This window comes from Paraflavitalea speifideaquila (assembly GCF_032395985.1).
Taxonomy (GTDB): Bacteria; Bacteroidota; Bacteroidia; order Chitinophagales; family Chitinophagaceae; genus Paraflavitalea; species Paraflavitalea speifideaquila.
In genome coordinates this window covers 7,293,361-7,317,300 of sequence record NZ_CP135920.1, presented here as the reverse complement: position 1 = coordinate 7,317,300, position 23,940 = coordinate 7,293,361, and the positions used below count along the sequence as shown (strand labels likewise).

Annotated in this window: 35 protein-coding genes; 24 read left to right on the top strand and 11 right to left on the bottom strand. The window is 46.9% G+C overall.

Annotation, left to right across the window (positions count from 1 at the left end; translation table 11 throughout):
• Window positions 1-48: 48 nt before the first annotated feature.
• The 4 genes from RS881_RS50245 (at window position 49) to RS881_RS50235 (ending at window position 1,301) form a co-directional block, all read left to right on the top strand.
• Window positions 49-375: an AraC family transcriptional regulator N-terminal domain-containing protein gene (locus tag RS881_RS50245; RefSeq protein WP_315817700.1), complete on the top strand. Its 327-nt coding sequence runs from the start codon at window positions 49-51 to the stop codon at window positions 373-375.
• A gap of 198 nt (window positions 376-573) precedes the next feature.
• Complete coding sequence (locus RS881_RS61085; RefSeq protein ID WP_350340341.1) at window positions 574-768, top strand: helix-turn-helix domain-containing protein; 195 nt, start codon at window positions 574-576, stop codon at window positions 766-768.
• A 159-nt stretch (window positions 769-927) separates the two neighbouring features.
• A complete protein-coding gene (locus RS881_RS50240; protein ID WP_315817699.1) occupies window positions 928-1,077 on the top strand; it encodes a hypothetical protein in 150 nt (49 codons plus the stop codon).
• Window positions 1,074-1,301: an OmpA family protein gene (locus RS881_RS50235; RefSeq protein WP_315817698.1), complete on the top strand. Its 228-nt coding sequence runs from the start codon at window positions 1,074-1,076 to the stop codon at window positions 1,299-1,301. Before RS881_RS50240 ends, RS881_RS50235 begins: the two co-directional genes overlap by 4 nt.
• Before the next feature lie 8 nt (window positions 1,302-1,309).
• Here RS881_RS50235 and RS881_RS50230 read toward each other — a convergent pair whose 3' ends face one another.
• Genes RS881_RS50230 through RS881_RS50220 form a run of 3 tightly spaced genes read right to left on the bottom strand, consistent with a single transcriptional unit; the run spans window position 1,310 to window position 2,489 of the window.
• Window positions 1,310-1,711, bottom strand: coding sequence for a DUF3738 domain-containing protein (locus RS881_RS50230; RefSeq protein ID WP_315817697.1), 402 nt, complete (start codon window positions 1,709-1,711; stop codon window positions 1,310-1,312).
• On the bottom strand, window positions 1,705-2,235 hold the full coding sequence (locus RS881_RS50225; RefSeq protein WP_315817696.1) for a hypothetical protein: 531 nt from the start codon (window positions 2,233-2,235) through the stop codon (window positions 1,705-1,707). The genes RS881_RS50230 and RS881_RS50225 overlap by 7 nt, the downstream gene beginning before the upstream one ends.
• On the bottom strand, window positions 2,232-2,489 hold the full coding sequence (locus RS881_RS50220) for a redoxin family protein (RefSeq protein WP_315817695.1): 258 nt from the start codon (window positions 2,487-2,489) through the stop codon (window positions 2,232-2,234). The genes RS881_RS50225 and RS881_RS50220 overlap by 4 nt, the downstream gene beginning before the upstream one ends.
• Window positions 2,490-2,615: 126 nt before the next feature.
• Between RS881_RS50220 and RS881_RS50215 the strand changes: the two genes are divergently transcribed.
• Genes RS881_RS50215 through RS881_RS61080 form a run of 3 tightly spaced genes read left to right on the top strand, consistent with a single transcriptional unit; the run spans window position 2,616 to window position 4,811 of the window.
• On the top strand, window positions 2,616-4,115 hold the full coding sequence (locus RS881_RS50215; protein ID WP_315817694.1) for a sensor histidine kinase: 1,500 nt from the start codon (window positions 2,616-2,618) through the stop codon (window positions 4,113-4,115).
• Window positions 4,112-4,711, top strand: coding sequence for a response regulator transcription factor (locus RS881_RS50210; RefSeq protein WP_315817693.1), 600 nt, complete (start codon window positions 4,112-4,114; stop codon window positions 4,709-4,711). The genes RS881_RS50215 and RS881_RS50210 overlap by 4 nt, the downstream gene beginning before the upstream one ends.
• Window positions 4,689-4,811: a winged helix-turn-helix domain-containing protein gene (locus tag RS881_RS61080; protein WP_350340039.1), complete on the top strand. Its 123-nt coding sequence runs from the start codon at window positions 4,689-4,691 to the stop codon at window positions 4,809-4,811. Before RS881_RS50210 ends, RS881_RS61080 begins: the two co-directional genes overlap by 23 nt.
• 32 nt (window positions 4,812-4,843) lie before the next feature.
• Here the strand turns inward: RS881_RS61080 and RS881_RS50205 are convergent, their stop codons facing one another.
• From RS881_RS50205 to RS881_RS50185, 5 genes are all read right to left on the bottom strand, one after another.
• Complete coding sequence (locus RS881_RS50205; protein WP_315817692.1) at window positions 4,844-5,461, bottom strand: response regulator; 618 nt, start codon at window positions 5,459-5,461, stop codon at window positions 4,844-4,846.
• Window positions 5,462-5,845 carry a sensor histidine kinase gene (locus RS881_RS50200; protein ID WP_315817691.1) on the bottom strand — a complete coding sequence of 128 codons (384 nt, stop codon included), beginning with the start codon at window positions 5,843-5,845 and terminating at the stop codon, window positions 5,462-5,464. It lies immediately after the preceding gene.
• Window positions 5,830-6,189 carry a histidine kinase gene (locus RS881_RS50195; protein ID WP_315817690.1) on the bottom strand — a complete coding sequence of 120 codons (360 nt, stop codon included), beginning with the start codon at window positions 6,187-6,189 and terminating at the stop codon, window positions 5,830-5,832. The genes RS881_RS50200 and RS881_RS50195 overlap by 16 nt, the downstream gene beginning before the upstream one ends.
• A 65-nt stretch (window positions 6,190-6,254) precedes the next feature.
• Window positions 6,255-6,755 carry a tetratricopeptide repeat protein gene (locus RS881_RS50190; RefSeq protein ID WP_315817689.1) on the bottom strand — a complete coding sequence of 167 codons (501 nt, stop codon included), beginning with the start codon at window positions 6,753-6,755 and terminating at the stop codon, window positions 6,255-6,257.
• Window positions 6,659-7,414 carry a tetratricopeptide repeat protein gene (locus RS881_RS50185; RefSeq protein ID WP_315817688.1) on the bottom strand — a complete coding sequence of 252 codons (756 nt, stop codon included), beginning with the start codon at window positions 7,412-7,414 and terminating at the stop codon, window positions 6,659-6,661. The genes RS881_RS50190 and RS881_RS50185 overlap by 97 nt, the downstream gene beginning before the upstream one ends.
• A 249-nt stretch (window positions 7,415-7,663) precedes the next feature.
• Between RS881_RS50185 and RS881_RS50180 the strand changes: the two genes are divergently transcribed.
• Window positions 7,664-7,885 carry a hypothetical protein gene (locus RS881_RS50180; protein WP_315817687.1) on the top strand — a complete coding sequence of 74 codons (222 nt, stop codon included), beginning with the start codon at window positions 7,664-7,666 and terminating at the stop codon, window positions 7,883-7,885.
• 29 nt (window positions 7,886-7,914) lie between these two features.
• On the top strand, window positions 7,915-8,622 hold the full coding sequence (locus RS881_RS50175; protein WP_315817686.1) for a hypothetical protein: 708 nt from the start codon (window positions 7,915-7,917) through the stop codon (window positions 8,620-8,622).
• Window positions 8,623-8,793: 171 nt separating this feature from the next.
• Here RS881_RS50175 and RS881_RS50170 read toward each other — a convergent pair whose 3' ends face one another.
• Window positions 8,794-8,988, bottom strand: a complete 195-nt coding sequence (locus RS881_RS50170; protein ID WP_315817685.1) for a hypothetical protein — start codon at window positions 8,986-8,988, stop codon at window positions 8,794-8,796.
• A gap of 109 nt (window positions 8,989-9,097) precedes the next feature.
• Here RS881_RS50170 and RS881_RS50165 point away from each other — a divergent pair, with 109 nt between their 5' ends.
• From RS881_RS50165 to RS881_RS50145, 5 genes are read left to right on the top strand one after another with little or no spacing between them, the layout of a single operon-like run.
• Window positions 9,098-9,412, top strand: coding sequence for a hypothetical protein (locus RS881_RS50165; RefSeq protein ID WP_315817684.1), 315 nt, complete (start codon window positions 9,098-9,100; stop codon window positions 9,410-9,412).
• Between the two features lie 56 nt (window positions 9,413-9,468).
• Complete coding sequence (locus RS881_RS50160; protein WP_315817683.1) at window positions 9,469-9,591, top strand: hypothetical protein; 123 nt, start codon at window positions 9,469-9,471, stop codon at window positions 9,589-9,591.
• Window positions 9,588-9,962, top strand: a complete 375-nt coding sequence (locus RS881_RS50155) for a hypothetical protein (RefSeq protein WP_315817682.1) — start codon at window positions 9,588-9,590, stop codon at window positions 9,960-9,962. The genes RS881_RS50160 and RS881_RS50155 overlap by 4 nt, the downstream gene beginning before the upstream one ends.
• A gap of 52 nt (window positions 9,963-10,014) precedes the next feature.
• Window positions 10,015-11,583, top strand: coding sequence for a CARDB domain-containing protein (locus tag RS881_RS50150; RefSeq protein WP_315817681.1), 1,569 nt, complete (start codon window positions 10,015-10,017; stop codon window positions 11,581-11,583).
• The gene (locus RS881_RS50145) at window positions 11,505-14,576 is read left to right on the top strand and encodes a CARDB domain-containing protein (RefSeq protein ID WP_315817680.1); all 3,072 of its coding nucleotides are present in this window, start codon (window positions 11,505-11,507) and stop codon (window positions 14,574-14,576) included. Before RS881_RS50150 ends, RS881_RS50145 begins: the two co-directional genes overlap by 79 nt.
• 69 nt (window positions 14,577-14,645) lie before the next feature.
• Here RS881_RS50145 and RS881_RS50140 read toward each other — a convergent pair whose 3' ends face one another.
• Both RS881_RS50140 and RS881_RS50135 read right to left on the bottom strand, forming a co-directional pair.
• Window positions 14,646-14,999, bottom strand: a complete 354-nt coding sequence (locus RS881_RS50140) for a hypothetical protein (protein WP_315817679.1) — start codon at window positions 14,997-14,999, stop codon at window positions 14,646-14,648.
• 261 nt (window positions 15,000-15,260) lie between these two features.
• Entirely contained in the window at window positions 15,261-16,268 is a 1,008-nt protein-coding gene (locus tag RS881_RS50135; protein ID WP_315817678.1) for a DUF6528 family protein, read from the bottom strand.
• A gap of 413 nt (window positions 16,269-16,681) precedes the next feature.
• On the opposite strand from RS881_RS50135, the gene RS881_RS50130 reads away from it, so the two are divergent.
• The 10 genes from RS881_RS50130 (at window position 16,682) to RS881_RS50085 (ending at window position 23,699) form a co-directional block, all read left to right on the top strand.
• The gene (locus RS881_RS50130; RefSeq protein WP_315817677.1) at window positions 16,682-17,674 is read left to right on the top strand and encodes an ABC transporter transmembrane domain-containing protein; all 993 of its coding nucleotides are present in this window, start codon (window positions 16,682-16,684) and stop codon (window positions 17,672-17,674) included.
• Window positions 17,641-18,483: an ABC transporter ATP-binding protein gene (locus RS881_RS50125; protein ID WP_315817676.1), complete on the top strand. Its 843-nt coding sequence runs from the start codon at window positions 17,641-17,643 to the stop codon at window positions 18,481-18,483. The genes RS881_RS50130 and RS881_RS50125 overlap by 34 nt, the downstream gene beginning before the upstream one ends.
• Window positions 18,484-18,591: 108 nt before the next feature.
• The gene (locus tag RS881_RS50120; protein WP_315817675.1) at window positions 18,592-19,080 is read left to right on the top strand and encodes a Gfo/Idh/MocA family protein; all 489 of its coding nucleotides are present in this window, start codon (window positions 18,592-18,594) and stop codon (window positions 19,078-19,080) included.
• A gap of 8 nt (window positions 19,081-19,088) precedes the next feature.
• Window positions 19,089-19,637, top strand: coding sequence for a hypothetical protein (locus tag RS881_RS50115; RefSeq protein WP_315817674.1), 549 nt, complete (start codon window positions 19,089-19,091; stop codon window positions 19,635-19,637).
• A gap of 110 nt (window positions 19,638-19,747) precedes the next feature.
• The gene (locus tag RS881_RS50110; RefSeq protein WP_315817673.1) at window positions 19,748-20,020 is read left to right on the top strand and encodes a hypothetical protein; all 273 of its coding nucleotides are present in this window, start codon (window positions 19,748-19,750) and stop codon (window positions 20,018-20,020) included.
• Between the two features lie 373 nt (window positions 20,021-20,393).
• On the top strand, window positions 20,394-20,897 hold the full coding sequence (locus RS881_RS50105) for a DUF5723 family protein (protein WP_315817672.1): 504 nt from the start codon (window positions 20,394-20,396) through the stop codon (window positions 20,895-20,897).
• Window positions 20,855-21,769 carry a DUF5723 family protein gene (locus RS881_RS50100; protein WP_315817671.1) on the top strand — a complete coding sequence of 305 codons (915 nt, stop codon included), beginning with the start codon at window positions 20,855-20,857 and terminating at the stop codon, window positions 21,767-21,769. Before RS881_RS50105 ends, RS881_RS50100 begins: the two co-directional genes overlap by 43 nt.
• Window positions 21,729-22,592, top strand: coding sequence for an OmpA family protein (locus tag RS881_RS50095; RefSeq protein WP_315817670.1), 864 nt, complete (start codon window positions 21,729-21,731; stop codon window positions 22,590-22,592). Before RS881_RS50100 ends, RS881_RS50095 begins: the two co-directional genes overlap by 41 nt.
• Window positions 22,593-22,791: 199 nt before the next feature.
• Complete coding sequence (locus tag RS881_RS50090) at window positions 22,792-22,923, top strand: hypothetical protein (RefSeq protein WP_315817669.1); 132 nt, start codon at window positions 22,792-22,794, stop codon at window positions 22,921-22,923.
• An 11-nt stretch (window positions 22,924-22,934) separates the two neighbouring features.
• Window positions 22,935-23,699, top strand: a complete 765-nt coding sequence (locus RS881_RS50085; protein WP_315817668.1) for an amidohydrolase — start codon at window positions 22,935-22,937, stop codon at window positions 23,697-23,699.
• The last annotated feature ends 241 nt before the right edge of the window (window positions 23,700-23,940 follow it).

Sequence of the window (23,940 nt, the reverse complement as noted above, 5' to 3'; positions counted from 1 at the left end):
TGACCTGGTTATTAGTAGTATGGTACGCGGTAAAAGATCGTTAACCTATTGGATGATCCTGCTTTTGAATATATGCCTGGAGAAACCGCGATGGTGCCAGCCAATAAACGCATGGTCATTGATTTCCCTGAAGCCCAATTGACTACTCCTACCCAATGCATCGCCCTCACTGTAGATAACTCCTACGTGAACGAGATACTCCATTACCTCAATGAGTATTATAATAGCGATAAGCATGAACGAAATGAATGGACACTTCAGTTCAACCAATACCATTTTACCAATGATCACGAGATATCTATGATCATTAACAAGCTCATCCGAATCTGCTGCAGCAGCGAAAAACCAAAAACATCTTTGCCGATCTTAGCCTGAAGGAATTGTTCATCAGGCTCATGCAGAGCCAACGACTTACAAGAGCCAATCTTGAATGTGTTGATAGTACCAACAATAACCGCATGCAATATGTGCTTCACTACATTCAGGAGCACCTGCTTGAAAAATAGCTATTGATGACCTGAGCCGGAAGGCCTACCTCAGCCGCAACATGTTCTTCAAATGGTTTAAGGAACAATTTGGCATTACCCCCTCGAATACATTACCCGCGAACGCATCCGGCTAGCCTGTCAGCTACTGGCTGATAAAAAGAATACCGTTACCAGTGTAAGCCTGCAGTGTGGCTTTACTGACGTGAACTACTTTATCCGGGCCTTCAAAAAATCCGAAGGCATCACCCCCAAAAACTGGCAGCATACCATATCTGACTAATTCCGTCACCTATTCCAAAAGAGGGAAAAAGACAAGTTGGCCCTAAAATACGGTTGCCAATAAGGAATGGCCGTGCTATTTTTGCCGGGTCATTTGTAACACAATAGGTATGCTTGCGACAGATGATCCAAACACTATTTTTTTGCAAAAAACCTAGTCATGAAAAAGCAGACCATCCTGTCTTTCTTTTCCTTACTTTTTGCTGTTTCCCTCCTGGCCCAAAGCACACCCTCCGAAAATGGACATTTCCTGTTTAATATGATGCCTAACTATAAGGTTGACCCTTCCTCAAAGCCAATCCTTCCGTGAATGTATATGTGGTAGGACATACCGATAATACCGGTGATCTTACCAGCAATACTACTTTGTCAAAGGACAGGGCCACTGCAGTGGTAACGGAGCTCACCACCAAATACAGCGTCAACAAAACACAGGTTACCCCGCAGGGCATTGCTTCCCTGGCTCCCATTGCAGCCAATGATACCGAAGAAGGCAAGGCAAAGAACAGGCGCGTAGAGATTGTAAAGAAATAATCAACTATCTATAGATTACTACCGCATCCATGGGCCGGGTTGTTTTTCAACGAACAGTCCGGCCTTTTTAATGCAGTTTTTAATTCTTCTGTAGTGCGCATCACGTTTTCGGTAATAATATCATATTTCCCGGTTAGCCCCGTTTCATCTACTACGGGCAATTGGAGTTCATTCGCTATATAATCAGTAAAGGGCTTCATAGCAATGGCAGTTCCATTGAACCCACGCCCGCTAAAACTAAATTCACTGGAAGTGGCTTTAGACTCCTGCCAGGCCGCACCCTCAGGCAGGCGCCGCAATACATATACGGGCATTTCCCGCTTCTCCAGTCTGAACTTTACCGGTAACAACTTGTTCAGGTACTCCTGCATGATAATATACAAACTGTCTTTCTGTTCGGGTTTTACCAACAGATCAAGGCAATAAAGTGTATTCTTATTGCTGTATTCGCACACACTTTTTCTGGTATGTCATACACCACCTGCTTATAGCTTACCTTAAAAATATCCATCAGAAAATTTGAGAGGCACACATTGATGTAAGTACGCCGCCTTCCGGCAAAAGCCGACTTCAGGTAGTTTTTTGACATGCTGCCCACCCCTGGCCGGTAACCGCTTAGGGTGACCTGGAAACCCAGGGCGCTGTCTACGGCAAACAGATCGGCCTCATAATCCAGTTTATTACCCGTTTCGGCCGAAGAATGGATCAACTCTTTCCGGGCCAGTTTGTCGATCATCACCTGGTTTATTGAGTCTGTACGTACCAAGGCTACCACCCGGTGTTGGGGATCGAGTATGGCCGATTGTCCTACATAATTAAATCCAAACTGCCCGTACAGCCAGCCACTGGTATCGGAAGCGAGCCAAAGGCTGGAGGGCTTGCGCTGCAGGTATTTTTTCAGCCTGTCTACCGGTTCATTGGAAATAGCTATCACTTGTATCCGCGCAATGTTTTTTTCTGTAACATCGCCAGGTTATCCATTTCGGGCAGGCAGGGGGCGCACCAGGTGCCCCAAAAGTTCAGGACTGTAAATTTGGTGGTATACATGCGTGCTTCCAGTTCCTTTACTGGCGCATTAACCAGGTTCCGGATCACCATATCTGGTATCAGGTCGCCCACTTTTAAGGCAGGCTGGGCCTGGGCCAATGAACAAAGAATAATTAACAGGAGGGTGAGTTTGATACGCATATTGTATGTTTTTAGCAAAGCTGTCAAACCTTTTCCACTAACCAGGTTAGTCCCTCTGTTAGTCTTTGTTAATTTATGTTAAGGAAACCGGGAACCTTCAAAGCCCCTTCCTACATTTGAAACAGCATGAACAGAAACACCCGCCTCGTATTTTTCGTATGCGTTGCCGCCGTTTGTGGGGTGATCATATTGCAGTCTATATGGATCGGGAACTACTACCAGGTCAACCAGGAGCGATTTAATCAAGAAGTGAACCTGGCTTTTGAGGATGCTATCAAAACCGAATTCAAGCGCCGTTGTGATACCGTGGAAGGCAATATCTACAAGACCTTGATGGATACCGCACAAATAAGTATTACCAGCCGGTGGAGCGATAAGTTTAAAACCTATGTGTATTTTGTCGCTAGTAAAAAAGATACCAGCGACAAGTATAGTTTCTCTTCCAGGCATATCAATGGCCCTATATTGGCTACGAATGATAGCATAAAACAACTGGTGGCCCGCAAGTTTGCAGCTACCTATCGTACGGAAGACCTGGAAAAACGCATTATTTTCTTTCGTACACAAAGTATGGGAAGGATAGTTACGATATTGGTAGACCTCTATAAGTTCGACACCCTGCGGCTACGACCTATTTACCATCAATTCCTTGCTGAAAAAGGTATAGAGGAACCCTTTATATTTTACATGCGTGATGAAGACAGTACGCTCAACCGTACCCGGTTTCCCGACAGCCTGCTTAAACAGTATCCGGTTATCACCAAATCATTTCCTACCTGGTCAACCTTAAAAGGTGATGGTTACGTACGCGCCATGTTTCAAATACCTACTCATTTCCTTTTGGGCAAGATGACTGGTACGCTCATAGCTTCCGGTGTATTGCTGCTCATTGTTGCATTGGCCTTCTGGTACCTCCTGCGCGTTATCAGACGGGTGAAGAAACTATCAGCTATTAAAAACGATTTTATCTCCAATATCTCCCATGAGTTAAAAACACCTATCGCTACGGTGGCTGCTGCAGTGGAGGCCATGGCAGATTTCGGTGCGCTCCAAAATGCCCAAAGGACCAAACGCTACCTACAGATATCCCGTACTGAATTACAGCGCCTGGCCGATATGGTGAATAAAATATTGAATATAGCCCGTTACGAACAACAGGATTTCGAGCTCAAACCCGAAAGCATTGCTATCGATGAGCTCATTGAAGACCTGATCAGCAAATACCCTTTGCCTGGCGATAAGCACATTAACTTTCAATATGCCAACCAGGCAGGAACCAATTTGCCAATGGCCGATAAACAGCACCTCTACAATGTGCTTAATAACCTAATAGACAATGCCGTGAAATATTCAGGCTCCAGCGTAACCATCAACATACAGTGCTACCGCGAAAAACATTACTATATCATCTCCGTAAAAGATGATGGTATTGGCATTGCGGCGAGTGACCTGCCCTATATCTTTGACAAGTTTTACCGCGTGCCTTCCGGCAACGTGCACAAAGTAAAAGGCCATGGGCTGGGGCTGAATTACGTAAAGCATATCATGGAAAAACACGGAGGCTGGTGCCAGGCCGAAAGCCGGCCCGGCAAAGGCAGTACTTTTAAATTAGGATTGCAGGTATGACAGCCAAACGCCTATCCATATTATTTGTTGAAGATGAGCTCAACCTGGCCGAGATCGTGAAGGAAAGTCTCGAAAGCCGTGGTTTTGAGGTTGTGCACCACCCTACTGCTACCGCTGCGCTGGAGGCTTATTATGCCTATCGGCCCGATATCCTCATCCTGGATGTGATGTTGCCCGATGCCGATGGATTTTCCCTCGCCCGGCAGATCAGGGCTACGGATATGGACACGCCCGTGATATTCCTTACTTCCAAATCATTGCCCCAGGATGTGGTGACTGGCTTTGAGAGTGGTGGCAACGATTACCTCAAAAAACCTTTCAGTATGGAAGAACTGGTGGTGCGCATCAAAGCCCTCACGAGCAAAAGCCGTACTTTATTTGCCGAAATGGCCAGCCCCGATGCGCCCGTGGCCATTGGAGCTGCTTATTCGTTCCATTACCAACAGGCCACACTTAGGCACCAGCAAGCGACCGTGGCCCTCACTGCACGCGAAGCGGAACTGATCAAACTTTTACTGCTCAATAAAAACCAGGTGATCGACCGCAAATCCATCCTCCTTCATATCTGGGGCAATGATGATTTTTACGGGCCGTAGCCTCGACGTTTTTATCACCCGCCTGCGCAAGCACTTTCGCCACGATCCGGAAGTACGCATCATGAATATTCGTGGTATAGGGTATAAGCTCATTGGATGAGCATATTGGGCGGCCTGGGTTTGATTACAATATCAGATGAGTTGTAATTGGGTGGCAATGCGAACGAGTGATGCGGTATTCTTTGCATTCAGTTTGCTAAGCAGGCTTTTGCGGTGTGTATCGACCGTGGTACTACTAATGAATAGTTTTACAGCCACCTCGTTATTGGTCATACCTTCGGCAATTAATTGCAATACTTCTTTTTCCCGGCGGGTCAATACAGGCAATCCGGGTTCTTCGGAAGCTCGGAGAGAGCGGGCTACCTCATGGCTGAGGTATAGTTTGCCTTTCACGATAGTAGTAATGGCTTCCACAAGTTCCTCGCGTGTTACATTCTTTAATACGTAACCGCTGGCGCCATTGTCGATCATTTTACGAATGAAGCTTTGCTGGTTGAAGGTGCTCAATCCCAGGATGAAGATGCCGGGATACTTCTTTTTCACTTCGGCACACAGATCAATACCGCTTTTATCGGCCAGGTTAATGTCCATCAGGATCACATCGGGTAGCTTTTGCTGCAGAAAAGAAAGGCAGGATTCGGTGGACATGGCATGGCCGATCAGTTCCATGCTGGTTTCATGCTGCAGCAGGGAGCGGATGCCTTCTACTACCATGAAATGATCGTCGACTATAAATACTTTGATGGTCATTTAAACAGGGAATTCAATTAATACGGAAGTGCCTTTATGCGGCGTTGACTCAATGTCCATGGTACCATTCAGGTAATCTACGCGGCTATGGATATTACTCCAGCCCATACCTTTTGACCGGTGCAAAAAGGCAGTATCAAACCCTTTTCCATCATCTTCCACTGTGATGGCAATTCCAGCGTCGTCTTTATTGACCTGCACCAGGGCTGTAGTTGCTCCCGCATGTTTCAGTATATTATTGATCAACTCCTGAACGATGCGGTACACGGAGATGGCGGTATTGGATTCAATGGCCGCATGTTGGAGGTTATTGGATTGGTATTGCAGTTTAATACTGCCCGCCTGATTGATATCATGGCAAAAGTCCCTTAGGGCAGTATCCAATCAAATTTTACGAGGGCTTCGGGCATCAGGTTATGGGCTATGCGCCTCATTTCATTGATGGAGCTATCCAACATAGCAATGCTTCGATCAAAGGCCTGCAGGTTGTGGGCTGTCATCAACAGGCTGCCTTTCATATTGTTGAATGAATATTTAATGCCGGATAACATGCCGCCCAGGCCATCATGGAGGTCTTTGGCCAGGCGGGTGCGCTCCCGTTCTTCTCCTTTCAACACGGCCTCTGTAGCGGCCAGTTGTTTTTCGGTTTGCAATTCGTTGATGCGTTTTTGTTGCAATGCCTGCTTTTGGCGATAGTTGCGCCAGGAAAGCAAGGCTATTAAAGACAAAGTTACGGCGCCACCAATGAGGATATAGTTGATGATATTCTTTTGGCGTAGGCGAAGGTTCTGTACTATTTTTTCAGCCTCCAGTTGTTTGATGCGGCTCTCTTTTTCCCTGTCTCATATTTCTTTTCCAGGTCGGCCGATTGTTGGGAGATCACCTCTTTTACCATGCCTTCCAGTCTGTTTACCATGGTGTCTTCATATTGCAGGCCATTGGCATAATTCTTTTCGGCATAGGCAATGGCCATCAGAATTCTGTAAATGGATACTTCTTCTACTTTGTAATGCCAGGTGCGGCTAAGGGCCAATGCCTGGTGGGCATATTCTTTGGCAATAGTCAGTTTGCCTTCCTGGAGGTAACAGGTGGCCAGGCTACGCAAGGAGGTGGTTTCTCCATCCGTAGAACCCAATTGGCGATAGAGGGCCAGGCTCTCAGCCGCATACTTACGGGTAAGTGGAAAATTGCGTTGCTTCAGGGCAGCGCCGGCCAGGTTTTGTTGTACCACGGCCAGGATGCGCAGGTCGTGCAGGTTCTCTCCAATTTGCAAGGCTTCTTCCAATGCCAGCATTGTTTTTTAAACTGGTTTTTACTCTGGTAACTCAATGATAAATTGATCAGGTAATTGCCCAATAGTTCCTTCATGTGTAGTTTCCGTGCCAGGGATACTGCCTTTTCACCATAGGTAATGGCTTCGTCGTATTGGGCACGGCCATAATACAGTAACTGTAAGGCATCATCCACCTGCATCTCAATACGATCGTTGCCCAACCTGTCAATGATCCTGCGCCCCAGAAGGCAATATTCAATGGCTTTCTCATAACTGGCACGCTCACGGTAATTGATACCGATATTAAATAAGGAAATACCCATCTTCAGCGAGTCATTCATTTGTTGGGCCAGCGTCAAGGCACTTTGCTGGTAAAAGAGGGAGGAGTCGTAGTTGCCCTGAATAAGGAATGTATTGCCATACAGGTTTAGGTATTTATACTCACCTGTTTTAAATTTTAATTGGCGGCTCAGGGCGCCCGCTTGTCTTAAATAATATTTAGCTGTTTCAGGTGCATTGCTTTCATAGGTTTCTGCAATGGCGCACAGCAACCACACTTTAGCGGTATCTGCTTCAGTGCGAGACAGTTGCCTCAACAAGCTGTCTACCTTGCTGCCCTGGGCCAGGACAGGAAAAACGGTCATCAGCAATACTATTATTATAATGGGTGCTTTACGCATATAGGAAAATAAAACAAAATGGACAATCCGCAAATTAACAACTGGTTGTTCATCACCGGACTCCCTCTTTTCAATGATTTTTAGACAGACTGCAAATCTCCTGTTTTTCGGGGATAGGCCAAGGGCCGGGCGCTGGATACTTTTACGGCCTAAATTTTAAATATGAAATATTTGTCTTTATTGCTTCTTGCAACAGGAATTAGTGCAACAACACAAGCCAAGGTTTGGCGAATCAACAACAATGTTGGAGTGGTAGCCAATTTTACCACCTTCCTTGCAGCTGTCAATGACCCGAACGTCTTGGCCGGAGACACCCTTTATTTAGAGCCCAGTGCAACCAACTATGCAACAGGAGGTGTAACTATCTCAAAACGCCTGGTAGTTATAGGACCAGGTTATTTCCTCAACCCGGCCAATACTACTACCCCGGTAATGCAGGCTTACAGGTCACCACCACGGGTGCAACTGTAGATAATTTCGCTGTTGCAGCAAGTGCAGCCATGAGCAAGTTTATGGGCTTTACCGCTACGTCCATATATGTCCACGCCAGTAATATTACCTTCGAGCGAGTATTATTTACCCAAACAGTGATGCTTAAAACCGGTCCCATTACTGATCTGACCATCCGCAAATGCATTTTTTACAGTACTAGCCTGAATACTGATGCTGGTATTACTGTAAGCAATTTTACATGCGAGAACACCATTTTTGCCGGTTATTATCTTAATTTTCTTAACCTGCCCGTGCTTACCGGTAGCAATAATATAGTAAGGAACAATACCTTCATCGGCATAGGTTGTTTTGTTACCTTGGTCAACACTTACTACGTTAACAATATTGTAGCAACCCTCAGTGGTAGCCAATCGCTCACCAATTGCACGATCAAGAATAACGTGTTTGAAACTGCCCAGGCATTACCTCAAACGGCCACTGGTAACAAAACCAGCCAAAACATGGCCGATGTATTTGTAGGAACAGGTAGTTATGATGGAAAGCTCCAGCTTAAGGCGGGATCACCTGCCAGTGGAGTCGGCCTTTCTGTAGGCGCAGTACAAAATCCTGACTGTGGCGCTTTTGGCGGAACTGATCCCTATAGGCTTTCGGGTATCCCCGGCATCCCCACTATCTATACTTTTACAGCACCTACTTCAATTCCTTCGGGAACTCCTACTATGAATATTACTTTCAGTACGCGTAACAATAATTAAACCTGCTGATGGCGCAAGCATAACATCCCACCCTGGTTACTGCCTGCTGATAAGAACACCCCCAAGGCCGGAAGCCTGTAAAGGCCTAAGCCATTTGGGTGTTTTTGACCGGACAGCCTAAACAATCAGCAATGAAAAATATTTATATACACTTTTTTATGTGCCTTTGGCCTACTGGCTTATGCTCAGGACCCGGCATACCCACCGCCGCCGGCGCCTCCCCTGAACATTACAGCGGCGGAATATTTTATAGACACCGATCCGGGTATTGGCCAGGGTATACCCATTGCCATTACCCCCGGCATTCATATCAGCAATGCCAATGTGGCTGTTAATGTAAATGGGCTGAGCATCGGTGTTCACCACCTGTTTATCCGTACCCGGAATGCAGAAGGAGCCTGAGTATTACACAGGTAAGGGAATTCCTGTACGACCAGGACTTTCCTTATAGTGTACCACCTCCTGCCCCGGGCAAGTGGTAGCGGCAGAATATTTTATTGATACCGATCCGGGTACGGGCAATGGCACGGCCATTCCGCTTACACCGGGTGCAGACCTCAATAACCTGCCGGCCACGGTAAACGTAAATGGATTGACAAATGGAACGCACCGTTTGTATATGCGTACACGAAGTGCAGAAGGGCGCTGGAGCCTTACAGCAGTGAAGGAGTTTGTAATAGACTTTGATTTAGCCTATCCTACGGCTCCGGCAGCAGCGCAAAACCTGGTAGCTGCCGAATACTTCGTTGATACAGATCCAGGTACTGGCAATGGTACCCCATTGCTGTAACACCCGGTACTGACCTGAACAATATTGCAGCCAGTGTCAACACAACAGGGCTCACTGTGGGTACGCATCGCCTGTACCTGCGCACCATGGGCCAGGAAGGTAGCTGGAGTATTACCGCCGTAAAAGAGTTTACGGTGGACATGGATTTTGAATATCCCGCTCCCCACCTGCTGCCTTGAAAGTAATAGCCGCAGAATACTTTATTGATACTGACCCGGGCCTGGGCCAGGGTACCAGTATTGCAATAACGGCAGGTACAGAGGTAGCCAACATGGCAGCCAATGTGAATACCAACGGGCTGGCACTGGGGGTACACCGGGTGTACCTGCGTACGAAAAGTGAGGAAGGGCGTTGGAGTATCACACAGGTGGGTGAGTTTACGGTAGTAACGGATATTCCTTATCCGCCTGCACCAGCACCAGCATTGAATGTAGTGGCGGCAGAGTATTTTATTGATACTGATCCGGGCACCGGTTTGGGAACGGCTATTGCTATTACACCGGGTACGGATATCAGCAATATTCCTGTGGCCGTTAATACAGGGGTTTAAGCAATGACGCCTGGCATCGCCTGTACATCCGTACCAGGAACCAGGAAGGTGGTTGAGTATTACTTTTGACAGCGCCTTCTTTGTAGGCACACTGGCAGCCAACTGGACACTTGACCCGGCTATTGGGCATGATTTTGAAAATGTGGTGGTGAATACTACCAGCCATTTCGATTTCAAGATCCGCAATACGGGTGATCTACCTATTAGACTGACCAATGTTACAGTTAGCAACCCGGCCTTTACACCTGTCTTTACAGCGGGTACTGTAATTCCGGCACGTGGAGAGTTGTTGTTAAAGGTAGGCTTCAAGCCAACCAGTGTGGCTGATTATACAGGTGAGTTGAAGATAGAAACCAATACACCGGATGTGGGTGCCGTAACTACGGTGGTTAGTGGCAAAGGATATATCGCTGCTCAGCCACCGGTCATGCAGTACTTAACAGCTGTTCCCTTTAATGGCAATGCGGGTGTGAACCCTGCCGTGGGTCAGCCAGGTTTGTATACGTATAAGGTGATCTATAAATCAGCGGAGAATAAAGCACCAAAAGATGGGTTCCCCAAGGTGGGGGTTGACCTGAATGGCGATCAGCGTTTCGATGGTCTGGACGAGGGTATATTTACCATGGTAAAAGAAGGCAGCAGTATTGATTATGCAGTGGGCGTTGTATACAGCTATACTTTCAACCAGGAAAATATCAGGTCAACTGCCGGTTACCAGTTCTTTGCATCAGATGCAGGTGGTAATACGTCGAGCTCAGCTTATAAAACAGGTCCGCTTGTTTCTTATACGCAGCCCGATGTGCGGATATTTGCCAATGATATCACTTTCAGCAAGGACAATCCTGCTCCTGGCGAACCATTTATTGTAACAGCAAAGGTTTCCAACAGTACGGTGAATGCGGCCACTAATGTGTGGGTTAAATTCTACCATGAAAATACACCTATAGACAGTGTGCAGGTGCCGGTGGTGCCGGCGAATGGCTATACAACCGTTACGCAGAACCTGCAATTCAATTTTGAGGGATGGTTCCCCATCAAGGTATGGGTAGACAGCAGCAATACGCTGGGTGATATCAATCCCCTGAACAACTATGCCATCAGGCCAGTTACGGTGGGCAGCCCCAATTTACCAGGTGGCATCACAGTAACCTCGGGCATCACGGTTCAGCAGTGTCCCTTACGTGTGGTGGTATCCGGAAAGGCGGTTTATTTTGGTACCGGCACATCCAATGCGGTAGCAGGCGCCGAGGTGACGATCAATACCGGAACGATGCTGATCAAAACCACCACCAATGCTAACGGCGATTTCAGTTATCTGTTGCCTGCCGCTCCGGCCTGTGGCAATAACCTTGTCTATACAGTAAGGGTAACTGACTTTACCTTTACCAGCGCCTTATTGACAAAGAGTGAGCCAGTGCCTTGTGGAACTACATCCTGCACACCTCCTCCTTTTTGGGGATTGGTTATGAAGATCCCTAAAGATCCATGTTTGAACGTGGTAGGCAAAAGGCCCAGTTGCACGTTAAGTTGGTACACCGTCCCATGGCTTTCGGCAACATGTGGGGAAGCTGGGACAGGATCCATAACGAGGTCATCAAGATCTATAAGAATGGAGTACTGATCGAGGAGCAAAGAATAGCCTCAGAACAAGGACCAGGTAGTGAACAGAATATCTTTCTCAGTGTGGACCTTATTGGACCCGAGCCAGTAACACTGAAAGCCGTGACAAGCTATTGGTACAATGAGTTTTTTGATATTCCCACGCCGCTCTATGGTGGCAGGTGGCTTCACTATGAGGATTCGGCCAGTGATAGTTTTACGCCGGAAATCAATAAACCGGATATTACGATCAACAATTTCAGGCAAACGAAGTTTACAACCTTCACTTTTGATGATGAAAATCGTTATTGTACAGATGCTGGCTTACACAAGTTGAAAGTCTGGGATTCTATTCCCAATGGTAGCTGGAAGCTGATCCGTACAGAAACAGTATCAGAACTGGAAAAGGGCTTTCCGAAGACTATCACGATCAGCGATCCTGATATGACACCAGGTATACATTACCTGAAAATTGTGACGGATGTAGAGGATGTAGTTGAGGAAGTAAATGAATTGAACAATGAGGTGATCTATAAGGTAGAAATACCGAAACCAGACCTGATTGTTACTGAATTATCTCCATCCGCTTCCACACTAGTTAATGGTTCTAAGATTACATTCAGCGCGAAGATTATGAACCGGGGCGGCCGTTCCAGGCAGTTCAAGGTAGGGTTTACTTACGGAGGCATAGAAATGGGAGGCAGGAAAACCGTAACTGCTCTTGCTGAAGGAGAATCCATTGTAGTCACTTCTGATCTGTATACAGTAACCAGGGAAGATTGGGAATGTGCCCTTGAGGTAAAAGCGATTGCAGACATTGAGGATGTTATTACGGAAATAACTGACACCAATAATGTGCTCACTTTGCCATTGGGTACCGACCTGAAGCCTTACCAACTTGCCTATGAGACTGGATCACCCGGTAATCCTGCGATGGCGCGTACGGGTGTATCGAAAGAGTTCCACCCCTCCATCAGGAATATTGGTTACCGAAGCGCCATGGGAGTTAAAGTACGGTACATGGTAAATGGCAAGCGGATTGGCGGAGAGGAGATCGAGTTGGTTAGAGCAGGCGAAAAGTTTGCAGCAATAGGCAGCTTTACCCATGCATTCGCCACAGCGGGCATTTATGAGGTGCAGGTGGAAGCTGATACCAGCGGCAACTTCTGCGAGTTGCTTGAGACCAACAACATAGGTTCATTCTATGTTAAAGTGGTAGAAAGCCAACCCGACCTGGAGGTATTGAGCCAGCATATTTCGCCCAGTAGCCTCAATCCAACGCCCGGACAACAGGTAACGTTGGTGGGTACTGTAACCAATATAGGGGATAAGGCATCACAGGCCAATGTATTGCGCTTCCTGGTAGATGATATTCAATTGGGTGATGATGTACCCATCAATGGCATACTTCCCGGAAAGGATACAACGGTGGCGGCTACCATTCCTTACTCCTCATTGATCAATGGTGTAAAGATCATGAAGATCGTTACTGATCCTGCCAATATATTGGCAGAACAAAGAGAGGATAATAACGTGGCTACCCGTGCCATGATTGTTGGCCCAGCTACCGATATGACTTATTTTGGTCTTACTCCCGTTAGCTTCAGTCCGCAAGGATTCAGGGCCGGCGATAGTGTAACCATCTCGTATGCCATCCAGAACAAAGGACAAGTGAAAGGATCGGCCTGGGTAAGGTTCATCATACAGGATGAAACAGGCGCTATTTCAGCCATGGATAGTGTGATGGTAGATCTCAATGGAGGGGCCACCACTGTAGCCAGTAAGAAGATGTTGTTCAGCTCCGCGAAAGGAAAGGTATTTGCAGAAATTGTGGGCACTGAAGAAGAATTCGACCTGCTCAACAATACGAAAGACCTGCCCTATAGCAGTATCGTTCCGCTAACAACCAGCATTACCGTCAATGGCAACCTGGATATGAAAGCAGGTTTGCCTGGTGTGCTACCCAGCTGGATTGGCGGTAAGCTGATATTGGGCAATCATGATCTGATCGTGAAAGGTAAGCTGACCAATTTTGATGCAGACCACTTTGTGATCACGAATGGTACCGGGAAACTGAAGCTTGTGAACAATGAAGCAGAGAATATCTTCCCGGTGGGTACTGAAGAAGGCAGCAGTAATTTTGTGAAGATTGCCAATGCAGGTGTAGCGGACAATTTTGCGGTAGGTGTAGTGCCTTATGTACTGAAAAACGGAACCAGTGGTGATACGATCAGGAACTCCTTCGTAAACCGTACCTGGTTTATTGAAGAAGAGATCCCTGGTGGTAGCAATGCCACACTTAGCTTTTACTGGGCTACAGGGCATGAACAACCACTCTTCGACCGCGACCAATCACGCTCAGCACATTATACCAGCTCCTGGCAGTTGGGTACGATGGGTATGGCCGCGGTAGAATCGCCCAACAGGTACAGCCGCACGCAAACGGGCTTTACTGGTTTCTCTCCCTTCTCGGTTACCAGTTCGGCAGCTATCCTGCCGGTACGACTGCTGGAATTTACAGCAACGGCCAAAGGCAGATCGGCAGAGCTGGCCTGGAAATCAGACGGAGAGATCAACAGCAAGCATTTTGTAGTACAGCACAGTACCAATGGAACGCAGTTTGAAGACCTGGGTATTGTAGCCACGAATAATGCAGCTGGTGTGCATAAGTATGGATACACTCATGCTACCCTGCCGGAAGGAACGCATTACTACCGTTTGAAGATGGTAGATCAAAATGATGCGTTCACGTATTCAGAGATCCGGCGGGTGCGGATGAGTAGCCAACAAACGATGGGCGTTTATCCCAATCCTGCGAATCGGTTGATCACGATCACCGGGCTGAAGGCCAACGGTAGCATCCGCATCTTTACGATGGATGGCCGCTTGATGAAGCAAATACGTACGGACGGAACATCGATGGTGGCTGATGTGAGCAGCCTGCCACAAGGCACTTATGTAGTACAATACATAAATGAGGGTACACAACAACAGTTTACGCTGATCAAACAGTAAGACTGGCTAGCTCATAAAAAATGGCCGCCTCCCGATGGAGACGGCCATTTTTATTTACGGAAGCCCTCGTTAGTAATATACTACATTGTACACATCGCCTACAGGACCGGCATCAGTACCTACTACCCAGGCAGCCCAGCGGGGCTGCTGAAAATAGGTTTGCCCATTGTCCATCGTTACGTGGTGCGTTTGCACCCGCGAAGGCATGTTATCGTACATAATGTCTACATCAAACTCCACATACCCCACGCCTGCATCAGGCCCGGTGCGGGTAATGTACAATATCACTTCATTACCCCCATAACCCGGCCCTGCACTAACCTCAAAATATTCGGTAGTAAGCGCATTTTTACTTTTACATTGTAGGTTTTGGAAGCAGGCCTGAAGGAGGTGGCGCCCACCAATAGCATGGAAGCCATGCAAAACAGGAGGATTCTTTTCATAAATAAAGTTTTCAGTTTTAAGGGAAGTTAATGGTTTTTAAAATCGAAGCTGCCTGGCCGGGAGTAAAAGTTTTTATTCTATGGGTCGCGCTGCTGCTTACTGCCGATGATGTTGCGGCAGGGGTATTATCATCTTGCTGACCGGGCAAAAACGCAATCCCTGTAATAATGTATTCCTGGCAGGCCTTGACAATGGCCGGTGCACAACCTGTTTCGGCTAAGCGGGAGTGACGGCCAGTGCTCAAGGATGTGTACATTCATGAAAACTATCTCCTGCCGGATAACTAAACGTATTCACCAACTTCCACCGGGCTTTGTACAATCCAATCGCAGTATTCTTATACACTACTGCGCCATTGATGTCTAATACCTGGTTGGTTCTCCAGGTTTCACCGCCTGTGTTATTGGCTTGTGCGATGATGGTTTGGTAACCTGTGGGACCGGAGGATACTGTTTTTACTGAACTGATGGTTTTAACAAGCGTAAAAACGCCTGTGGATACATTGAACTTATAGATATGCCCCGAATTGGTAAGCCAAAGATCGGTGGTGCTGCCATGTACGGGGAAGAGGTCATGGGCATTACCTTCGGGCATGGTATAAGTTGTTTGCAAGGTTAACTTAGGCGATCTGCAACTCCCATTGTAGGTAAATACTTTCAGCTTGTTTTTGCCGGCTGCATACAGGCGTTGCCGGGCGTGGTCCCACACCACATTGTGTACATCTTCAAAAGCGATGGGCGCTGTTTGTGCCGATTCGTCATTGATGTAGGAGTCGGTGGTAAAGATCATCAGGTAACCGCCTGTTGTTGAGGCTGTGACAATATTGCCATTGGGCAGCAGTTCGGCCGAATGGGTATTGCCTCCGGCATAATCAAACCAAATGGCTTTTTTGGAACTTACATTGATCAGTGCCACTCCGCCGCCGGAAGCGGTGGCCAGGATGTATTTGCCATTGTATACGAGCTTGGCTTCACTAAGGTTGGAGAACCAGCCTTGTGCTCCGGACCGTATCATGGCATAAGCAGCGGTAGCTTTCCATTCCCAGGTAATGGCATTGCCATTGGCCACATCGACAATAATAATACGTGCGTTCTTCTGATCGCAGATGATGATCTCTTTGGGGGTAGCTGCTGCAGCAGCAGTGGTGGATGTTTCGCCCGGTAGCGGGGTAGTGGGCGTTAGGTCCGAATTACTGCGTTTGCAGGAAATTGCAACCAGTAAAGAAGCAATCACGATGAATGATCTCATAGATAGAAGGTTTTTGGTGATAAAATTAATATGGCTACATCATAACGGTGATGTATAGGAATATAGTAATAAAAATCAACGAGACTGCTTTCTTTTATCTTAATCTTGTATGAATGCAACAACCCCTGCAATAGCAAACGTTTGCATGCGCCCTGCGTTTTTCTGCAACCCTTTGGAAAGGCTTTGATAGTCCGGAAGACGGAAAGAAAAACCTTTAGACAGTTTCGACAGGCTCCTTTAGAAAGGCAACAAGGCTTCGAGGCAAAAAGGCAACAAGATTGATGAATACCGCCCCTCTAAGCAAAGGATTCACGATTGCCGATTGCCGGTTCACGATTCCCTACCTTGCATCCTGTACAATATTTGTTGGCCTCATTCGTCTACCGGGTCAGCGACACTAAATAAGACAGATTATGGCGCGACGCAATAACGGAACTGCAAGACAGGACATGCCCAAGGCAAAGCTTACGCTGGCCAACCTCCGGGAAACCTTACTCATTTTTTCTTATGTCCGGCCTTACCTGGGCAAATTTATTACTGGGTTGGTTTTCATAGCCTTATCCTCTTTCACCACCATGGCCTTCCCCTATCTGCTGAAGCAGCTCATCGACACTGCCAATGGTACTCCGTCATCTTTTGGCACTTCGGGCAATATTGTAGGGTGGATGTTTGGCATCCTGACGATCCAAATGTTGTTTTCCTTCATGCGTATCTACCTGTTTACTTCGGTGGGTGAACATGCGGTGGCCGATATGCGGCGCGATATTTACCGCAAAATGATCATGATGCCGATGGATTTCTTTGCGCAAAGAAGGGTTGGTGAGCTGTCGAGCCGTATCAGTGCCGACCTTTCACAGATCCAGGAGGCAGTTACCTCTCTACTGGCTGAAGTATTGCGCGGTTTACTGGTATTGATAATAGGGATTGGGCTCATCCTGTATATCTCCAAACCTTTAACGGGGGTCATGTTGTCTGTGATACCTGTAATCATCCTTATTGCAATCGTATTTGGTAAATACATTCGCCGTTTCTCGCGTCAAACGCAGGATCAACTAGCCGATTCCAATACGATCGTACAGGAAACCTTACAGGGTATTAGCAATGTGAAATCATTTACGAATGAGTGGTTCGAGATCAACCGGTACACCCGCAGCTTGCAGCAGGTAATAAAAATGGCTGTTAAAAGCGGTCAGTACCGTGGTATGTTTGTGTCCTTCCTCCTGTTTAGTTTATTTGGTACGATTGTGCTCGTGGTGTGGTATGGAACGAAACACCTGGCCTTTGGTGATCTTACTGCTTTTGTAGTATATACTGCTTTTGTAGGAGGTACGATGGCGGGCTTTGCGGATCTCTATGGGCAGCTGCAAAAACATTGGGCGCTACGCAACGTGTGCGGGAACTCTTGAAAGACATACCGGAGCCAGTTGCTGAACAGGAAGAAGGTATTGAGCCCGAAAATGTACTGCAAGGGCAGGTTCAATTACAAAATATAGCCTTTTCTTATCCCTCCCGGTCCGAATTGACCATATTAAAAGATGTTTCTATCACGGCCCGGCCAGGTGAGCAGGTGGCCATTGTGGGGCCCAGTGGTGCGGGTAAATCAACCATTGCCGCCCTCCTGCTGCGCTTTTACGAACCTGCTGGTGGTCAATTACTCTTTGATCATAAAGTGGCCGCTACTATTCCCCTTACTCAATTGCGCAAGCAAATAGCGCTGGTGCCACAGGATGTATTGCTATTTGGTGGTACCATCCGGGAAAACATTCTATACGGCAAACCCAATGCTACGCAGGAAGAAATCGAACAAGCAGCCCGGCAGGCGCATGCCCATGAATTTATTACCAGCTTTCCCGAAGGGTATGAAACGGTAGTAGGCGAACGTGGGGTTAAACTGTCGGGAGGCCAGCGCCAGCGTATTGCGATTGCCCGCGCGATTTTGAAAGATCCTGTTATCCTGATCCTGGATGAGGCCACCAGCTCCTTGGATGCCGCTTCTGAATCGCTGGTGCAGGAAGCATTGGACAACCTCATGAAAAACCGTACTTCTTTCATCATTGCGCACCGCTTATCTACCATCCGCAGCGCGGATAAGATCGTTGTATTGGAAAAAGGCATTGTAAAAGAATTTGGTACTCACCAGGAATTACTCAACTTACCGGATGGACTTTACCGGGAACTTAATCGTTTACAATTAGAAATTACAGGCGTGGAGTAAGCTATTTTGGCAAAATAGCAAGCCTGGTTGACAGGAGGGGCTACTTTAATGATGCTCTAATGTGTAATTTATGTATTTTGGAAGGCTAATAGCATTAAATCCCCCATCATGTTTGATAACGATTATTCCAGGAGAAAGTTTTTAAAACAGGCCATGCTGGCTTCGGCCGCTGCAAGCATTCCAGGATTTTTATTGGCCAATGAACAGCGCCATCCCCGCAAGTTGGGGCCCAATGAAAAAGTCAACCTGGCTTGTATTGGAATAGGCAACCGTGGACGTGAAATTATTGAAGCCTTTGCCAAAACGGGTCTTGCCAATATAGTAGCTCTTTGTGATGTGGATATGGGCGCCCCGCATACGGAAGCGATCCTGAAGCAGTTTCCCGATGTGCCCCGGTTCCAGGATTTCCGGAAGATGTTTGATAAGATGGGCAACCAGATCGATGCGGTAACGGTGGGTGTTCCGGATTTCTCACATTTCCCGATTACGATGATGGCCATTTCACTCGGCAAACACGTATACGTGGAAAAGCCAATGGCGCGTACGTTCCGGGAAGTGGAGCTGATGATGGCGGCGGCAAAAAGAACCCGAAAGTAGTTACCCAAATGGGCAATCAGGGTCACTCTGAAGCCAATTACTTCCAGTTCAAAGCATGGGTAGATGCAGGTATCATTAAAGATGTAACGGACATTACGGCCCATATGAACTCACCACGCCGCTGGCATGGCTGGAATCCGAAGATCACTTCATTCCCGGTTACTGAAGCGATACCCCAAACATTGGATTGGGATATCTGGCAAATGCAAACAAGCGGGCATACGTACAATAAAGATTTTGTAAACGGCCAATGGCGCTGCTGGTTCGATTTTGGGATGGGCGCCCTCGGCGATTGGGGAGCTCATATCCTGGATACGGCTCACCAGTTCCTCGACCTCGGCCTGCCTTATGAAGTAGCTCCGCTTAAGTTGGATGGGCATAATAATTTCTTCTATCCCATGTCAACCACACTTTCCTTTAAATTCCCCAGGCGCGGTACGATGCCTCCGTTGGAAGTGAAATGGTACGATGGATTGGACAATTTACCGCCCATTCCCAAAGGATATGGTGTACAGGGGCTCGATCCCAATATTCCCCGCCGAGCACGGGCGAAATAAAGCCCGCCAAGCTCAATCCGGGTAAGATCATTTACAGCAAGGACCTTACTTTCAAAGGCGGTTCACATGGCAGTACCTTGTCTATTATTCCCGAAGAAAAAGCAAAGGAAATGGCAGCTAAACTGCCCACGGTACAGGCCAGTCCCTCGAACCACTTTGCCAACTTCCTGCTGGCCTGCAAAGGACAGGAGCAAACACGCTCACCCTTTGCCATCGCAGGCCCCTTAAGCCAGGTGTTTTGCCTGGGCGTGCTGGCACAATGGACAGGAAAGACGATTCAATTTGACCGGGAGAAAAAGATCATTACGAACGATAAAAAGATCAATGAACTACTGGCAGGCCCTCCTCCACGTAAAGGATGGGAGCAATATTATAAGGTTTGATCAGGTCATAGATGAATATAGATGCTGGGTGTAGATCCAAGGTGTTAACACCCAATTAAATTAAATAAAAAGCTATCTCCTGAAACGGAGATGGCTTTTTTAGGTCTATAGGTAGGAGTTTTCATCTAGTATTGGTTAATTGACTATTTAGACAATGTTTTAATATGTTATACAAATCTCTCTTTCAATTATATATTGTTATACATTTTGATATATAATTGATATTTTCTCTATATTGCGTGCAATATCCTCCCCTCATTCCTTGTAGCCTCCCCAAATCTTCTACCTCCCCTTACATCTGGTCGTAGGATCGTGATCGTTCGTTGATCGCACTATCTATTCACCAAATTTTTATTATGAAAAGAGTGTACCTATGCTTTTTACTCATGGTTGCAAGCTACTTTCTACAAGCGCAAAGCTATCCTGGCTACAGATCCAGCAACTACACCGGCGTCAACGGTGTTTTTTTAATCCGGCCAATATTGCGGATAGTCGCTATAAATGGGATGTCAATGTTTTTGGGATTGATGGATTTGTTGGTAATAACCAAAATAAGCTGAAGTTCAAAGACATTACTAAATCATCATTCAATGCCGATTCGCTAAAATCCAAATTACTGCGGGGGGATGGCGATAACCTTAAGGCTATGGCCCGGGTAGATATCCTCGGTCCTTCGGCCATGTTCAATGTAGGCCCCCGTACGGCCATGGCGGTAACTACGAGGGCGCGCATATTTGCCAATGCACGTGGTATCAATGGCCGGCTGGCGGGTGCGGTGATCGATGGCGGGCAGGCCAAGGATACTTACCCTTTAATTTTGCCATGTCCAACGGTATGGTCAATTCAGCCGGTTGGACGGAGATCGGCGTTTCGGTAGGTCAGGTCCTGACCCCCAAAGAAAGCCAGCATTTTCTGAAAGGTGGTCTTACCCTGAAATACATGGCAGGTGTGGCCAATGCATTTGTTGAGCTGAACAATTTTAATGGAACAGTCAACAATGGTGGTGGCGGTACTTTCCTGACGAATACGACCGGACAGGTAAAATTGAATACAACAGAAGCCAATTTCAAGGATTATGATTTTGGTGATTTCTTCAAATTCAATGGGCATGGTGTAGGTGGAGATATCGGCCTGGTGTATGAATACCGTCCCAAACAGGACTATTCGATGTATACGAATGACCGTTGGGCGAATAAATACAAGATCAGAGTAGGGGTGGCTGTATTGGACATTGGTGAGATCAAGTTCAACAAAAACAATAACCAATCGGGCACCTGGAATGCCAATATACCCAATGGGCAACAGTTCCTGCTGAACCAGTTCAAAGACAAATCTGTGAGCGAATACAAACAGATACTGGACAACAGCCCATATTTTACTGCTACAGGCAATAATGATGATGATTATAAAATATCATTGCCTACGACAATACAGGCCAATGTGGATTACAATATTGCTGGTCCCTTTTATGCCAACCTGGCCGCACAAATTGCTACCAGCAAAACGAATGGCCTGAATTTATACGCCTACAATTCATTCACCCTTACCCCTCGTGTTGAAAATGCCGGTTGGGGAATATCTGTACCGGTTAATTACAATGAACTCACCAAGTTCAATGCCGGCGTATCCTTCCGCTTTGGGCCTGTGTTCCTTGGATCAGGAAGTATCATTACATCCCTGTTTGATTCCAAACAGGCCGACCTGCACTTTGGAGTACGCTTTGGAATGCCTTACAAGAAAAAAAGGTAAACCTGATACTGATAAGGATGGTATATACGACGACAAAGACAAATGTCCCACTATACCTGGCGTAGCCCGTTATGATGGTTGTCCGGTACCTGATACGGATGGTGATGGAGTGAATGATGAAGAAGATTCTTGTAAAACGGTACCCGGTATCGCTAAATACCATGGTTGCCCGATACCAGACAGGGACAGGGATGGTGTGAATGATGAAATTGATGAGTGTCCTGATGAACCAGGTTCTGGTCAGTTCCATGGTTGTCCTGATACAGATGGCGATGGTATACCTGATAAAGACGATAAATGTCCCAAAGTACCGGGTGTTCCTAAATACCAGGGTTGTCCGCCACCTGATCGTGATGGCGATGGTATTCCTGATGATGAAGATGCTTGTCCTGATAAGCCAGGCCCAGCTTCAACGAAAGGTTGTCCCATTGAAGATGTAGTGGTGAAGATCACTGCGGACTTCAAGAACATCCTTTTCGATTTTGGTAAGGCTACGATCAGACCCGAGTCGAGGGATATATTGGTCAATGCAGCGAAGACGATGAATGAGCAGATACCAAACTCCAACTTCTATATTGATGGATATACTGATAGCAAAGGAAGTGTGGCGATCAATAAACGCTTGTCGCAACAAAGGGCGCAGTCAGTAGCCGATGCACTGGTGAGTGCTGGTGTTGATAAATCGAGGTTGATTGCCCGTGGCTTTGGTAAAGACCATCCTAAGTGCAGCAATACTACGGAAGAAGGCAGACAGTGTAACCGTCGTGTGGAAGTAGTGATCAGAAATGTATATCAGAAGAAAGTTCAAAGGCCGAAGGGTTAAGCACAATAGATCCTTATCATCTCCTTCACGATGATAAAGATGAAAAAATACCGGTGACCATTGGTTGCCGGTATTTTTCTTCTTAGGTGCTAATCTCCCAGTTTCAATAAAATAGACACTGACAGCAGCCGAAAATACCTGGTTTGAAAACGGCCAAACAACTATTTGCGATGGACGTACATCGCCTGATAGGGTGCAGTTGATCAAGCAGGCCAACGACAGCGGCTTGCTGCGCGGCGACTTCATTGTGTTACCGGATTATGATTTGAATAAGGACAGCCTGGCTGCCTATAAAAATATTACCGCCATTATAAAGGCCATTTTAAAATAGGGGCCATCAAAATGACCTTCGACGGATCGCCGCAGGGCAAGTCGGCCTGGTTAACTGCCCCCTACCTCATTCCTCCGGAAGGAGAGCAGCCGGGATTTAAGGGCCATCCCATTTATACCCATGAAGCAGCATACAATGGTTTGAAAGCCATTCTCCAGGCAGGTATGCAGGTCCATATATATTGCAATGGCGATGCGGCTATTGATGAGGGCCTTTCTTTGTTGGATATCTTGCAACAACAAGGAATAAGAACGGCCGATATGCGGTGTGCGCTTATCCATTCTCAGGTGTGCCGGCCCGATCAGGTGCCCAGGTTCAAGCAACTGAGCATCATGCCATCCTGGTTTCCTACGCACTGTTACTTATGGGGCGAATGGCATGTGAATAGTGTATTGGGGCTTGAACGGGCCAAGCATATTAGCCCATTGATGAGCGGACTCAAAAATGGTATTCGTTTCACCATCCACCACGATGCCCCTGTTACACCACCCGATCTGCTTACGGCTGTATACAGCGCTGTAAACAGAAAAACCAGGACTGGTACGGTACTCGGCCCCGACGAAAGGATCAGCCCTTATGAGGCCCTGAAAGCTATTACGATCAACGTAGCCTGGCAGTGGAGTGAAGAGAACGATAAAGGAACGCTCTCTCCAGGCAAACGTGCCGACCTGGTGATACTGGACAGAAACCCTTTAAAGGTGCCTCCTGCCGAGATCTACCTTATTAGAGTAATGGAAACCATAAAAGACGGTCATACTGTATACAAACGACCTTAGTCGAGGGGCTGTACCCTTGGTTAAGCAGGATAGATCATTATCATTTCCTGCACGATGATAAAGATGAAAAAATCCCGACGACCCTTGGTTGCCGGGATTTTTCTTATATTTAATTCACTGGCTGCGAAATATCAAGGCCTGCTTCCCGGCAGGTTAAGTTTTCATTTTCTTTTTTGGGGTATCAATTAAGTAACAGCCGTTGATTTACTTTGGGATCCGATATGGAAAATTGTGTTGCCTA